Origin of the sequence: Vagococcus entomophilus, assembly GCF_003987595.1 — a bacterium.
Lineage (GTDB): Bacteria > Bacillota > Bacilli > Lactobacillales > Vagococcaceae > Vagococcus_E > Vagococcus_E entomophilus.
In genome coordinates, this window is sequence record NZ_NGJZ01000002.1 from 194,844 (window position 1) to 209,618 (window position 14,775).

The window sequence follows — 14,775 nt, forward strand, 5'->3', positions numbered from 1 at the left end:
AGGAGGAAGAAGGATGTATGTTCAAACGGTACACCAGTTAATCGGTCAAACGCCATTACTAGAAATCACAGGCTTTGGAATGCCTGAAAATAGTAAAATTTTTGCAAAGCTTGAAATGTTTAATCCAGGCGGAAGTATCAAAGATCGCCTAGGTAAAAAATTTATTGAAACAGCTTTGAAACAGGGGATAATTGACAAAAATACAAATATCATTGAGCCGACTGCTGGAAACACAGGCATCGGGTTAGCGCTAGCAGCGCTGCCCTACCAGTTAAAAGTTACGGTAGTGGTCCCCAAAAAATTTAGTGTTGAGAAACAAATGCTAATGAAAGCTTTAGGTGCTGAAATTATCCATACACCAACAGAAAAAGGGATGAAAGGGGCAATTGATCAGACTGAAGAATTGCTCCAAAAACGCCCGAATAGCTATAGTCCACGACAATTTGAGAACATGGATAATCCTATGACCTATTATGAAACATTGGGACCTGAAATTGTTCAAGATCATCCAGAGCCGTTTTCAAGTTTTGTTGCGGGTGCTGGAAGTGGCGGAACCTTTACTGGTGTGGCAAGTTATTTAAAAGAGCAACAACCCAGTATTCGGACAACGATTGTGGAGCCCAGTGGTTCTATCTTAAATGGTGGTCCGAGTCATTCTCACAGAACGGAAGGGATTGGGATGGAGTTCATCCCCAAATTTGTGGATCAAAATCTGTTTGATCATATCTATACGATATCTGATGATGAAGCCTTTTATTATGTGAAAGAACTGGCTAAAACTCAAGGGATTTTTGTAGGGAGTTCTAGCGGAGCGGCGTTTGCGGCCGCATTGAAAGAAGCCAAGAGCTTACCAAATGGTAGCCATATTGTCACAATTTTTCCAGACAGTAGTGAACGTTATCTCAGCAACCATATTTATGACTAATTTGAAAATGGAGGAAAGAAAAATGAAAATGAAAACAAAATTAATTCACGGTGGTATCAGTAGAGATGAACAGACAGGGGCGGTGAGTGTCCCCATCTATCAAGTCTCTACCTATGCCCAAGAAAAGGTAGGAAAGCACAAAGGATACGAATATTCGCGTTCAGGTAATCCTACTCGTTTTGCACTTGAAGAATTAATTGCGGATCTTGAAGGTGGCGTAAGAGGGTTTGCGTTTGCTTCTGGTTTGGCAGCAATTCATACGGTATTCTCTATGTTTGAAGCAGGAGATCATTTGGTGATTGGGGATGACGTATATGGGGGGACATATCGTTTGTTAAACAGTGTGATGAAAAGAGGAAATCTAACGTTCACTGTTGTGGATACGAGTGATACTGTACAAGTAAAAAAAGCGATTTTACCAAACACAAAAGCGATTTATTTAGAATCACCAAGTAATCCGTTATTAAAAATTTCTGATTTGGCTATTTTGGCAAAAATAGCGAAAGAACATCATTTGTTGACAATTGTTGATAATACGTTTGCCACGCCTTATGCACAGCAACCTTTGCACCTTGGTGCAGATATTGTGTTACATAGTGCAACGAAATATTTAGGCGGTCATAGCGATGTGGTAGCTGGTCTTGTGACAACAAATAGTGAGAAATTGGCAGAAGAAATTGGCTTTTTACAAAACGCGATTGGAGGAGTCTTAGGTCCTCAAGACAGTTGGTTATTGCAACGTGGAATGAAAACACTGGCGATTCGTATGGAAGAACACGAAAAAAATGCACAGACACTTGCCAATCTGCTACAAAATCATCCAAAAGTAGCGCGTGTCTATTATCCAGGTTTATCGACACACGGGAATCATGAACTCGCGAAACAGCAAATGACTAGTTTTGGTGGGATGTTGTCGTTTGAACTGAGCGAGGGGCTGTCGTCAAAGGATTTTGTCGAAAGTTTAAAATGGATTACACTTGCAGAAAGCTTAGGAGCAGTGGAGAGCTTGGTGGAGATTCCAGCACTGATGACCCACGCTTCTATTCCAAAAGAAGTCAGGGAGGCAGCAGGGATTAAAGATGAGCTCATTCGCGTATCGGTTGGCCTAGAAGACATAGAAGACTTAAAAGAAGACGTCAATCAAGCTTTGGAACGTTTGTGAAAAAGTGAAGACTAAAGATAAAGTGTAAACAAAAAGAGCTGAAAAAATTTCAGCTCTTTTTTAGTTGTTAAAAAATGAACAGTGAGTTCGCTTTTTATATAGTAGAGGTTGCTATGGGTTTCCTTTTTGTATCGAAAGGAGCCATTTTCCACGGATCTTGCTTATGATAAATCGTGAACACCCAGAGTAAAAATAATATCCAAGCAATAAGTGAAAGCCAGCCTGCAACTTGCTGTATCAAGGTTTTTTGATAGCGTATGGTGAGAGAATGCTGTCCCTTGGGTACAGTGAACGTCACACGCCCCCCTTTTTCACTAGCTTGATAGACGGTCCCGTTTTTATCATTTGCTTGATATCCTTTATAATATAAAAATGGCGTTTGGAAAGTTGTTGTTTTCTGAGTATCTAATGTGACAATCATCCCATTTTGATACCGTTCTACTTGAAGTGTTTTAATGGCTTCAAGCGCGGTTATTGGGGTGATGTTCTTTTGATCGAGTTGCATGATTTGATCGTAATTTGTTCCAGCAATGAGGTACTCTTTACCTCCCCCGAGGGCAGTTGTTTGAAAAGTTCCATAGTTTTCATTTGTAATTTGGTTTGTTTGGATACTTTGGAATTGATATAAAGTATTACTTGTAAAACTAATGCTCAGTAAACAGATAATTCCTGTTAAAATAGGCACGCTGTTTTTCCATTTGTTCATTTTTTCTTCCCAAATACTGACTGCGACAAGTGAAAAAAAGAAACTAACAAAAAGCAAAATACGCCACGGAAATTGAATGAACTTTAAAAAAGAATGCTGGAAAAGACTCCAGGGAAACAAATTGGTCGATAGGATCAGGAGTAAAAAACTAATGAAAATCAAATGTTGGGTTTTTTTAGAGACTTTTTTAAAATAGAAAATACTGATTGCAGCTACAATTAGTAAGAAAATGCCTATGTTTGGTTGAATGTCACTCCAAACCCCACTCAAGGTAGTAAGAGAATTTTGAAGCAGTGTAGCGAGGCTAAAGTTCAACCCAATTGACCAGAGAGAACCATTTCCAAAATTAAAAGGAACAGCTAACGTTTGTTCTAAGATAGGTAGTAGCACCCAACTTGTTAAAAAGAAAGTCCAAATACCACTGATGGCCAAATTAAAAAACTGGATTTTTTTCTTAAGCAAAGTATCTTTGGCAAAAATAAGATATCCAAGAATAAATAGAGCAAACATAAATGAAGTGATGAAATGAGAACATAAAAGCAGGCTCATGCCAATTACAAGTGGAGCAACTCCTCGTCGTTCTTGATCAGTAAAGAAGATATAGTATAAGCCCAACATAGCAATCGGCAAGTAGGCAAAGGCTTGCGTTTCACCTAATGCTCCTCGAACAGATTGATCTAATAATCTATAAGTCGACAAGGTATATATTGTAGTAAAAAGCCAAGATTTTTTTTGATTATGGCTGACTTTTTGCATAAATAAGTAGGCAAATAGTGCCGTTTGAAAACTAAGAAAAAATTGAAAGGAAAAATAGGCTTGAACAAAAGGCAGTCCGATTATTCTTAGAAACGCATAGGGCAAAAGTAAAATAGAGGGATAAAATAAATCGGCGCCATAACCTGATCCATTTGCCATGTTGTAAAAAATTTTGGGAAACAAATTTCCTGAGGCAACGGATTGAAAATATCCTTCCAAGCGTAGCTTATGAAAAGGCAAATCATCTTGATTATAAATAAAAGACTGCAAGGAAATGGGGAAAATACTAATGAAACTGAGTAGTAACAAACCAATTACAATCCAAATCCACCTGTTTTTTTTGTGAAAAAGTGTAGGGTATTTATATTTAAGCATGATTGTTTAACCTCATTTATGTATTAGATAATGTTATTATAAAGTGTTTACTTGACGAATAAAAGAGTGAAAACAAAAAAGATAGGTGAATAAAAAATAAAACGCTTGCATTTAAGAAGGAAGTTGCATATAATGAAAACGAAGCAACTTGTATATACAAGTTTAAAAGGAGGAAATAACATGGCAAAGTATCAAGATGATGCAACTCAGTTACTAAAAGCAATTGGCGGAAAAGGAAATATTTCTGCAGTCACTCATTGTGCAACGAGAATGCGTTTTGTGCTAAATGATCAAAGCATAGCAGACGAAAAAGCAATCGATGATATTCCAGTTGTAAAAGGAACCTTTACACAAGCTGGACAGTTTCAAGTGATTATCGGGAATGATGTAGCAACTTTTTACAACGAGTTTACAAAAATCGCCGGAGTTGAAGGCGTTTCCAAAGATGCGGTGAAATCAGCATCTAAGCAAAATCAAAATGCAATTCAAAAGGCAATTGGGATATTAGCGGAAGTTTTCGCCCCTTTGATTCCTGCAATCGTTGTTGGTGGACTTATTCTAGGGTTTAGAAATATTATTGGCGAAATCAAGTTTGACAGTTTAGATGGGCAAACTATTGTCCAAGTCTCACAATTTTGGAAAGGTACGTATGATTTCTTGTGGTTGATTGGAGAAGCAATTTTTCATTTCTTACCTGTTGGGATTACTTGGAGTATTGCAAAGAAAATGGGGACGACCCAGATACTTGGGATTGTGTTAGGGATTACGTTAGTCTCTCCACAATTGCTAAATGCATATAGTGTCGCTGAAACAGCAGCAAATAAAATTCCATACTGGGATTTTGGTTTTTTCCATATTGAGATGATTGGGTATCAGGCTCAAGTGATTCCTGCGATGCTTGCTGGTTTTCTTCTTGCCTATTTAGAAATTGGGTTACGAAAAGTGATTCCACAAGCAATCTCAATGATTTTTGTTCCATTCTTCGCCTTAATTCCAACTGTTTTAGCAGCTCATTTGATTTTAGGACCAATTGGGTGGAGCATTGGATCTTGGATTTCTAACGTGGTTTATGCTGGCTTGACAGGAAGTTTTAGTTGGTTATTCGGAAGTGTCTTTGGGTTCTTGTATGCGCCCCTGGTGATTACGGGGCTACATCACATGACCAATGCCATCGATTTACAACTTACAGCTGACTTTGGTGGGACAAACTTGTGGCCGATGATTGCATTATCCAATATTGCTCAAGGATCAGCTGTGCTTGCGATTATTTTCTTACACAGAGGCAATAAAAAAGAAGAACAAATCTCAATCCCAGCTACAATTTCATGCTATTTAGGAGTGACAGAGCCCGCTATTTTTGGGATTAATTTGAAATATGTCTATCCATTCGTTGCGGCAATGATTGGATCTGCATGTGCAGGTTTACTTTCTACCAGTTTTGGCGTAATGGCGAATTCTATCGGTGTAGGAGGACTGCCAGGGATTCTTTCCATCAAACCTGAGTTCTGGATGCCATTCTTATTGTGCATGGCGGTAGCCATCGTGATTCCAATTGTTTTAACGATTTTCTTTGAGAAAAAAGGAATTTTAACAAAAGCAGGTGTGGTGGATGACAGCATCTCAGATTTATTCAATAACTAATTATAACCGAGGTGAAATGTCGTGTCAGATTTTAAGAAAAAAGTAATTTATCAAATTTATCCAAAGTCTTTTAATGACTCTAATGGGGACGGAGTTGGAGATTTGCCAGGTATCACGCAAAAATTACCTTACCTTAGTGCGTTAGGCATTGAGATGATCTGGCTAAGTCCCATTTATGCTTCTCCGCAAAAAGATAATGGCTATGATATCTCAGATTATTGTCAAGTAGACCCAATTTTTGGAACGATGGACGACTTTGAAAAATTGGTTACTGAAGCTAAAAAGTTGGGGATTGAAATTATGCTTGATATGGTACTCAATCATACTTCAACAGAACATATTTGGTTTAAAAAAGCACTTGCAGGAGACAAAAAGTATCAGGACTATTACTTGTTGCGACCCGCTCAAGCAGATGGTCGTTTGCCAACAAACTGGGTTTCCAAATTTGGAGGACCTGCATGGGCAAGGTTTGGACAAACAGATTTATACTACTTACATCTATTCGATGTTACACAAGCAGATCTTAACTGGCGTAATCCTGAGGTACGAAAAGAGCTGTATCAGGTGGTTAACTTTTGGCGTGAAAAGGGTGTCCATGGCTTCCGCTTTGATGTGATCAACTTAATCGGGAAAGATGAGGTGCTTTTAGATGATCCTACGGGTGGTGATGGCAAACCAATGTATACAGATCGTCCGCTTGTCCATGAGTATTTAAAAGAGTTAAACGAAGCGACGTTTGGCAAGAATGCTACCAGTGTGACGGTTGGAGAGATGTCGGCCACATCCATTGAAAACTGTGTTCTCTATACACAGCCACAGCGAAAGGAACTTTCGATGGTCTTCAACTTTCATCATTTGAAAGTAGATTATTTAAATGGCGAAAAATGGAGCGATAGTCCCTTTGATTTTAGCCAGCTCAAAGAATTATTTCATTCTTGGGGTGAAGCGATGTCTGAACAAAATGGTTGGAACGCGCTCTTTTGGAACAATCACGACCAGCCTAGAGCAGTGTCACGTTTTGGTGAAGATCAACAGTACCGCATACAAAGCGCCCAAATGCTTGCAGCTACGATCCACCTGAGTCGTGGCACACCGTATATTTATCAAGGAGAAGAAATTGGGATGACAAATCCCAATTTTGAAGCGATTGAGGAATATCAGGATGTTGAAACGCTAAACATGTATCAAGAACTCATTAAGAGCGGTTTAGGAGCAGACCAAGTGATGAGACGAATTCGTGCAAAATCACGTGATAATTCGCGGACACCGATGCAATGGAATGCAGAAAAAAATGCAGGCTTTACAACAGGTACGCCGTGGATGAAGTTAGCACCAAATTATTTAGAAGTGAACGCAGAAATGGAACAAGGAAGTACAGGGGTTTATGCGTTTTATCAAGAATTAATTGCTTTAAGAAAAAAATACGCCGTTATTTCAGATGGAAGCTATGAAAAGTATGAGTCGGATCATCCAAGCGTATATGCCTATCTAAGAAGGCTTGGCACCAAACGATTGCTTGTTCTTAATAATTTCTATGCGGAACAAACAGAAATAGTAATCCCCACAGAGTTTGTACGAGGGAACGTTTTGATCCATAATTATGCAAAGAAAAAGTTAGAGGCAGTGATGACCTTGCGACCATATGAAACGCTAGCAATTTATTTAGACTAAAAAATAGGGGAAAAATTCTTAGAATTTTTCCCCTATTTTTATTGGTGACGGCGTCTCGCAAAATCAACAAAACGAAAGCGGTCTAGTCGATGCCTAGACTCGGTATACTGAAAGAGTCGGGTGTCTTCTAGGAATACTTGACTCTTTACTACCACCACGTGCGTGTCTGTTTGGTGTAAGTCCATCCACTCGCGGTCTTCTTTAGTAGCTGCTTCAACGACAATTTCTTTTTGGGCATAGCTGATAAGTAAATGCTTTTCATGTTCGAGATAGTGGTAAATAGAGTCCTCAGCCGCTTCTAGGGGGAGTTCTGGGACAATAGAAGTTAGTAAATAGTCCTTATCCAAAATAACTATTTCATGGTCGATTTCTCGTTGCCGAATTAGCTGCCACACTTCACTACCAGAAGGCAGTTCAAACGCACAGGCTTCTTCTTGCTTGAGCCGTTTTTTTTCAAGTTTTTGAACAATCGTTCGACTGTGAAACTTTTGGGTGTGCTGCAATTCTTTGTAGCTAGTCAGCCCAGTAATGGGAAAATCAAAGCGACGAATATCTAGTACAATCGAGCCTTTTCCTTGCTTTTTTTGGATATAGCCATTTTCAAGTAGCAACACGAGCGCTTTACGAATCGTTTCGCGTGAAACTTTGTAATGCGCAGCAAGCTGATTTTCGCTTGGCAACAATGAGTGTGCAGGGTAGTGCTCTTCAATAATCTGCTGTTTAAGATCCGTAAAAATTTCCAGATAACGATTCATGCGGAAGCTCCTTTTCTAGTTATTCTATCACTACCATACAATGAAAAACTTATTTTGTCATTAGGTACTTCGAGCGCGACGATAATATTTGAGATTTTGTCGTATCTCTAGTAGAATAGAGGTTGGTATAAAAGAAGAATTGAGGTGGAATGGATGAGTTTTACAGATGATACAGTGCGATTTGAATTTGACGATAGCAGAAAAAAAGAAGTAAGTGATACATTAACTACGGTCTATCATGCATTAGAAGAAAAAGGCTATAATCCAATTAATCAAATCGTTGGGTACTTGCTCTCTGGAGATCCAGCGTATATTCCTCGCTACAAAGATGCTCGAAATTTGATTAGACGACACGAACGAGACGAAATTATGGAAGAATTAGTAAAACATTACCTTTCTAACAACGGAATTGAGTTTAAATGAGAACAATGGGATTAGACGTTGGTTCAAAAACAGTTGGGATTGCTGTGAGCGATTTACTTGGTTGGACCGCACAAGGCATAGAAATTATCCGCATTGATGAGGCAAACGAAGAATTTGGGTTTGATCGCTTAAAAGAGCTTATTGATGAATATGAAGTCACAAAGCTTGTGTTGGGGTTACCTAAAAATATGAATAATTCAATTGGACCACGTGCAGAAGCTTCACTTGCATACGGAAAAAAAGTCGAAGAGCTATTTCATTTGCCAGTAGCCTATCAAGACGAACGCCTAACAACAGTGCAAGCAGAAAGAATGCTAATCGAGCAAGCCAATGCCTCAAGAGCCAAGCGAAAAAAAGTCATTGATAAGTTGGCTGCAGTAATGATTTTACAGAATTATTTGGATCAACATTCAAGATAGAATTATAACAGATTCTAGGGTATACTAAACCTAGAAATAAAAAGAGAAATGAGGAAACAATATGGCACACGAACACCATCACGACCATGATCACGAACATGAACACATTACTTTGGTCGATGACCAAGGAAACGAAACGTTATTTGAGATTTTACTGACAATTGATGGACAAGAAGAATTTGGCAAGAGCTATGTCTTGCTCTATCCAACAGGTGTATCGGATGATGAGGAAGTAGAATTACAAGCCTATGCATACGAAGAAGCGGAAAACGGTTCTGAAGGTGAATTAAAAGAAATCCAAACGGACGCAGAATGGGACATGATTGAAGAAGTTTTCAATACGTTTATGGCGGAAGAAGAAGCGGAATAACAGTTAAAGGCGAAACCTTTTGTAAAAGGTTTCGCCTTTTTTTGCACATTTTTTTCTAAAAATTGAAGCATGTTTTGGTTTGAAACTAAGTGAGTTCTTTTTGTCTTATCTATATATATTTTTATCTATTTTGATTAATTTTTTTTAATTATATGGATTGAAACAGAAATGAAAAAATGATAGAGTTTAACTATTACATGAACTTTTTTAGGATAAGGAGGAATTGACCTTGTACAATTGGAAGAATAATCTGGCGATGGATTGTTTGGTCGTTGCGCTAGTAAATCTCAATACTTTTAGAACACTCGAGGCTAGCGTAAGATGAGTGGCAGAAAAATTATTCGTGTGCCGATTAAAGGAGCTATTATTATCCAAGCGCTATTGTACTTTTTAATAGTTTCCTTTTTTTTATCGGAAGTTTATAAAAAGGAATGCACTAATTACGGGAGTGGAACATCAAGTTCTTTACAATTTAGTATTCATTCGTTAGAAAAAGACAAAACAGACCGTACACGTGATTTTCTACAGCGTGCGCCTGGAACCTTGATCCGTCAAACCCCTCAATCTAATCCAGGAGGTAATGATAGTATCAATATTCAAATTGGTGGGGTAGTTGAGAGAGCTCCGTCGCTAATTTTTTTAGGGAAGACAATTGTTAATTCATCTGACTTACAAAGATTATTACAATCAAAGAATAAAAATGCGACAATCGGAACCAACACGGGATCAGAGGATACAATAAAAACTCTTTCTACTCCGTTATTTGGAGTGGACCTCTATTTTTCAAAGTTGGATACCAGTTTGGCGCATACAATACTAGGAAACTATATTCTAGTTGGGCTAAGCTCGGAGCAACAAGCGAAGTTTATAAGCAAGCTTTCGGCTCTTTCAGGTATCAGCCAAAAAGACTTGATGACTCCTCAATCAGGTTATACGATTGACAGCGGTCTAGTCGGGATTATAATCGGAATTGGCTTGGCTTTGACGATGCTAATACTAGGAATTCTAGTCATAAGCTATACGCTAGCTTCTATTAAAGAAATTGGCAGTTTAACCTTACTTGGCTTTGGAAAAGCAGAAGTAGTGAAACAAATATTTAGCCCGTTTTTTCGGCTAAGTGCCTCTCTTATCCCTGTAATGATGGGTGTAAGTTTGTTTCTTTATTCCTTTAACCTGAACATTTTACGCTATAGTTTGACAGCGGGCGTTCTCAACGCTTTACTCGTACTGCTTATCTTAGGGATCTCTAGTATGATTGTCTATGCAATTAAACCGTTGAGTGCCCTAAAGGGGATTTTGCCTAAAAAAATTCTTTATTCCTTTGTAATATTTTTATATTTACTCTCTAGTATGGGCTTGTTAGCCGTGAGCTATGCGTTAGATGGACCATTACAGCAAGTTGCCCAAAATAAAAAGCTGTTGAGTGCTTGGAGTAGTGTGGGTGAATATGAGACGCTCAAAAATGTTTCTCCCGGAGAAAATCAGAGCTCTATTGCAGGTCTTAGCGATCAACTGGATCATGAGATGTATAATTGGTATCAAGCTATAGAAAATCACGCGGGTGTTTACTATATTGCCAGTCAATACTATAGCAAGGATATTCTAACTAACCTTCAAGGAGCGAGCAACCAGCCAGTACCAAGTGCGCCCTTTACATTAATGTCTGTCTCACCTAATTACCTCAGCGATCATGCAATCAATGTACCAAACCAAAGCATTAAAAAGGCGAATCAAGGCATTCGTGTCTTCTTGCTACCGGCTCATTGGTCGGATCAACAAGTTGAAACTGCCAAAAAATTTTTATCTGAGAATGTACTTCACGAACTGAGCGGCAGTTCATTTGAAAATGATTTTTATAAAAATAAAAAAATCGAATGGATAAAGTATGACACGACGCCAAAGATATTCACCTGGGCTACGCAAAAAGAAGAGCCCGCATTTACAACAGAAGCTGTCCTTTCGGTCGTAACGGCGAATAATATGACGCCGTTTGATGCAGGAAATCTTAGGGCGAATGTCTTAACCGGTCCATTGAAGTTTAAGAATAAAAAAGTAATGACAGAAAACACTAAGTACTTGAGCCACTACCATTTGGATGACAACGACTTATCTTTTATACCTGTCACAAAATTTGTGGATGGACTCCAAAAAAAGCTTACGCAAACCATTTTCTTCTTCGGAAGTATTATTGTTTTTATTATGTGTATCATTCTGTTAATCCTAGTCGCGCTATCCTTTATTTTTTCCATCGTCAATGAGAGGCTGATTTTTGTTAAGCAAACATTAGGTTTTTCAGGCAGGATGATTTATCAGAATATCATTCGATTTGTCCTAGCTATGGGGCTAATTGAGTTAGCTTTAGCCTTCTTTTTAAAATCCACTCTAGGTATTTTGTTGCTTCTCGTACTTCTGATTTTACAATTAATAACGATTCGTGTATTTACTCAAATGCACACGATTCAAAAGATAAAGGGGCATTGATATGGACGTCATGACATTTAAAAACGTATCGAAAAATTTTGGCAATCAGGTAGTTTTAAGAAATTTAAATTTGGTGATTAAAAAAGGCGAATTCGTCTCGATTGTAGGCCCCTCAGGTTCGGGTAAAACAACAGTGCTCAATATTATGGGATTATTAGATTCGTTTGATTCTGGAGAGGTTTGCATCAACGAGCAACCGTGCTGAAAAAATTCGTAGAGAAACAATCAATTATTTATTTCAATCATTCGCTTTGATTGAGGATCGAACAGTCTATGACAATTTAAAACTCAGTCTGCATTTTTCTAAAGGGATAAACAAAGACCAAATCATTCATCAAATTGTAAACGAGGTTCACTTAACCCATAAATTACAGGCAGTAGTGAATACTTTATCTGGTGGAGAAAAGCAACGAGTGGCATTGGCTAGAGCAATCATTAAACCAGGAAATATTATTTTAGCGGATGAGCCAACGGGTGCTTTAGATCCGAAACTAGCCAAACAATCTTTTGATTTAATTGTAAAAATGCAAAAGGAGAGCGGAAAAACAATTATCATGGTCACGCATAACATGGAGCATGCCAAACAAACAGATCGAATAATTGAACTCCAAACAGCGCCGAATTTTGAGTAGGATGAGCATACGGAAAAGGACGCATGGGCTCAATCAAAGAGAATGGGACAGAAGTGTTTGTCTTCGAGCAATAAGAAAAAACGGCTGTTACGCCCACTATTTATTCGAAAGCTAAGAGGCAGGAACATAACTTTTGAGTTATGTTCCTGCCTTTTTGATCAATGAATCCGAGGATTAGCTTTCCTGTGTGCGAGTTTTATCGGCGACAACCGTTTCTACGCTATACCTAGCCCATTTCGAAATTGCTTCTATAAACTCAGATAAGCTAGTTTGTGAAAAATGGCAAATAAGCATATAACAGGACTGACCTGAGACTTTGTAGACTGCCTCTACCTCTTTGTAGGAGTTCGCTAGTTGTTCGAATTGATTAAATTGTGGTGTGTCCATAAAGATTCTGACAAACTGTGTGTAGGGATAGTTGATTTTAATACTAAAATGTTGAATCAGACCTTTTTCTTGTAGTTTAAGAATCCGATTTCCAACGGCTTGTCCAGTCATATGGATTTTCTCCCCAATTTTTTTGTTGGTCAGTTGGCTATTTTGCGTTAAAATAGTCAAAATTTCTTGATCGATGCTATCCATGGATAATCTCCTTTTCATGATGAAAGTATGGGTGTGTTTTCCTTTTCAGTAGGCTATTTTGTAAGTTTCATTTTTGCTCTATACTCAATTATAACAAATAAAAGTAAGGTGGAGAATTTATGAAGCAAGCATTAATAGTTGTAGATGTCCAGAATGATTATTTTACTGGTGGTAAAATGCCGCTGAGTTTGCCTGAGCGAGCGCTATCTCAAATTAATAAACTAGAAGAGCACTTTTTAAAGAATCAGCTACCGATTATTTACATCCAACACATCAAGGATGATCCGCAAGCTCCTTTTTTTGGACGAGGGACAAAAGGAGCGCAATTACATTCGGATTTAAAGGTAAATTCCTCTTCTATCATCATTGAAAAACAGTATCCTAACTCTTTTTTGCAAACCAATTTGGCTCAGCTCTTGCAGTCTTTGCAGGTCCAACAAGTGGTTGTTACAGGAATGATGACACATATGTGTATTGACTCGACCACTCGGGCAAGTGCAGAGAGAGGGTACCAGCCTATCCTAATTTCAGATGCAACTACGACTAGAAAGCTTAAGGTCCAAGAGCGAGAAGTTTTAGCAGATGAGGTGCAAGGAGCTTTTATAGCCGCCCTGCAAACTTTTGCTCAAGTTCTCACCACAAGTGACTATTTGCGTCAGTAGGAGATGAAAGAGAAGAGGGTTTCTTCTTTAAGTTATAATCAGTAGGTTTATTGAAAATTGGACTATTCCAAATTCCTTAAAAATAATTTAAGTTAAAATTCACATAATATTCACAAATAGAACTTGTGCTACTATTACGGTAGCCTTCAATTCCACAAGCCAAGGCTTTAAATTTTAGTTTGCGCTATTTCCCCTTGAGATAGCGCCTCTAAAAAAGTCCTTTTACATTTATGTAAAAGGACTTTTTTTATTATCTATTCAATTTGTGCGCTTTTTCGGTGTTTGCAAAATGCAATTTTGCATATTTTCCCAACAGTTCGAGTCCACCTTTTTTTAATATTTTTGCCGCAATAGCATCAGACTTACTTCCAGCTCCAGAGGGCAGGGGGAACTCTGCCTCCAAAGAAAGGGCCTCTAAGCTGTCTAGAAAAGCGGCACGGCAGATGATCGAAGCTGCTGCTACAGCGATGTGGTAGTGTTCCCCTTTAGTGGTGAAGTACAGATTATCCGTAACAGGGTGCACTTCGGTTTTAATGTAGCGTCGATAGTTTTTCTCTGGAGTGAATTGATCGATCAAAATCCCTTCTGGTTGGGTGGGGGCAATTTGTTGCAAAAGAAGATAAATTGCCTGATTATGGAGTACCGCTTTCATATGATTGACGTTGTATTTTGGTTGAATTTGATTGTATTTACTTGGCGTTACAGTCAATAAACGTAAGTCAATCAAGGCTTCAATTTTAGGAGCAAGCAAGCGGATTTGGCTATCAGTCAGCAACTTGGAATCTTTCACGCCTAATTTTTTTAGAGGGTGAATTTTCTCTCTAGGAACAAATGCTGCGCAAACCGTTACTGGGCCAAAATAACTACCATTTCCAACCTCATCACTGCCAATTACCGACCAATTTGAAAAGTTTGGTGGCAAAGTAGTTTTCTTTTTAAGGTCAGTAGAATGTGCGGTAGGCGTGCTAGAGCTTGCTTGCCAATTACCTGCCTCTTTTTCAGCAGAGGGTCCTTGAAACAGCACTTTTCCTGATTTATAGGCAGTAATGGTTACTGTGCCCTTTTTTGCTGCAAAAAGGGTGTAAGGTGGAGCTTGCTCTTTTTTGAATGGACTATAATGGTTGTTCATTTTTTCGAGTACGGATTTGTTGACTTGTAATACAATAGCTTGGCTCATGAGTATCCTCCAGTTTTTTCTTCTTTCCCATCATAAAA

At 38.4% G+C, this 14,775-nt stretch carries 13 protein-coding genes and 1 pseudogene; 10 read left to right on the plus strand and 4 right to left on the minus strand.

Features of this window, described 5'->3' with window-relative positions; genetic code table 11:
- The first annotated feature begins 13 nt into the window (after positions 1 to 13).
- Complete coding sequence (locus CBF30_RS06920) at positions 14 to 925, plus strand: cysteine synthase family protein (protein ID WP_126824246.1); 912 nt, start codon at positions 14 to 16, stop codon at positions 923 to 925.
- Between the two features lie 22 nt (positions 926 to 947).
- A complete protein-coding gene (locus tag CBF30_RS06925) occupies positions 948 to 2,087 on the plus strand; it encodes a cystathionine gamma-synthase (RefSeq protein ID WP_126824250.1) in 1,140 nt (379 codons plus the stop codon).
- Between the two features lie 94 nt (positions 2,088 to 2,181).
- Here CBF30_RS06925 and CBF30_RS06930 read toward each other — a convergent pair whose 3' ends face one another.
- Positions 2,182 to 3,924: a YfhO family protein gene (locus CBF30_RS06930; protein ID WP_126824253.1), complete on the minus strand. Its 1,743-nt coding sequence runs from the start codon at positions 3,922 to 3,924 to the stop codon at positions 2,182 to 2,184.
- Between the two features lie 180 nt (positions 3,925 to 4,104).
- Between CBF30_RS06930 and treP the strand changes: the two genes are divergently transcribed.
- Positions 4,105 to 5,565: a PTS system trehalose-specific EIIBC component gene (treP, locus tag CBF30_RS06935; RefSeq protein ID WP_126824256.1), complete on the plus strand. Its 1,461-nt coding sequence runs from the start codon at positions 4,105 to 4,107 to the stop codon at positions 5,563 to 5,565.
- A 21-nt stretch (positions 5,566 to 5,586) separates the two neighbouring features.
- Entirely contained in the window at positions 5,587 to 7,236 is a 1,650-nt protein-coding gene (gene treC / locus CBF30_RS06940; RefSeq protein WP_126824259.1) for an alpha,alpha-phosphotrehalase, read from the plus strand.
- Between the two features lie 38 nt (positions 7,237 to 7,274).
- On the opposite strand, the gene treR is transcribed toward treC, so the two are convergent.
- Entirely contained in the window at positions 7,275 to 7,991 is a 717-nt protein-coding gene (gene treR, locus CBF30_RS06945; RefSeq protein ID WP_126824262.1) for a trehalose operon repressor, read from the minus strand.
- Between the two features lie 153 nt (positions 7,992 to 8,144).
- Here treR and CBF30_RS06950 point away from each other — a divergent pair, with 153 nt between their 5' ends.
- From CBF30_RS06950 to CBF30_RS06970, 5 genes and pseudogenes are all read left to right on the plus strand, one after another.
- Complete coding sequence (locus tag CBF30_RS06950) at positions 8,145 to 8,414, plus strand: IreB family regulatory phosphoprotein (RefSeq protein WP_126824265.1); 270 nt, start codon at positions 8,145 to 8,147, stop codon at positions 8,412 to 8,414.
- A complete protein-coding gene (ruvX, locus tag CBF30_RS06955; protein ID WP_126824268.1) occupies positions 8,411 to 8,833 on the plus strand; it encodes a Holliday junction resolvase RuvX in 423 nt (140 codons plus the stop codon). The genes CBF30_RS06950 and ruvX overlap by 4 nt, the downstream gene beginning before the upstream one ends.
- 61 nt (positions 8,834 to 8,894) lie before the next feature.
- Positions 8,895 to 9,203: a DUF1292 domain-containing protein gene (locus CBF30_RS06960; RefSeq protein ID WP_126824272.1), complete on the plus strand. Its 309-nt coding sequence runs from the start codon at positions 8,895 to 8,897 to the stop codon at positions 9,201 to 9,203.
- Positions 9,204 to 9,524: 321 nt separating this feature from the next.
- A complete protein-coding gene (locus tag CBF30_RS06965) occupies positions 9,525 to 11,684 on the plus strand; it encodes a hypothetical protein (RefSeq protein ID WP_126824275.1) in 2,160 nt (719 codons plus the stop codon).
- Between the two features lie 10 nt (positions 11,685 to 11,694).
- A pseudogene (locus tag CBF30_RS06970) lies at positions 11,695 to 12,316 on the plus strand (ABC transporter ATP-binding protein).
- A gap of 174 nt (positions 12,317 to 12,490) precedes the next feature.
- On the opposite strand, the gene CBF30_RS06975 reads toward CBF30_RS06970, so the two are convergent.
- Positions 12,491 to 12,898: an Lrp/AsnC family transcriptional regulator gene (locus CBF30_RS06975; protein WP_126824278.1), complete on the minus strand. Its 408-nt coding sequence runs from the start codon at positions 12,896 to 12,898 to the stop codon at positions 12,491 to 12,493.
- A 119-nt stretch (positions 12,899 to 13,017) separates the two neighbouring features.
- On the opposite strand from CBF30_RS06975, the gene CBF30_RS06980 reads away from it, so the two are divergent.
- Positions 13,018 to 13,560 carry an isochorismatase family protein gene (locus CBF30_RS06980; protein ID WP_126824281.1) on the plus strand — a complete coding sequence of 181 codons (543 nt, stop codon included), beginning with the start codon at positions 13,018 to 13,020 and terminating at the stop codon, positions 13,558 to 13,560.
- A 250-nt stretch (positions 13,561 to 13,810) separates the two neighbouring features.
- On the opposite strand, the gene rnhC is transcribed toward CBF30_RS06980, so the two are convergent.
- Complete coding sequence (gene rnhC, locus CBF30_RS06985; RefSeq protein WP_126824284.1) at positions 13,811 to 14,737, minus strand: ribonuclease HIII; 927 nt, start codon at positions 14,735 to 14,737, stop codon at positions 13,811 to 13,813.
- Between the last annotated feature and the right edge of the window lie 38 nt (positions 14,738 to 14,775).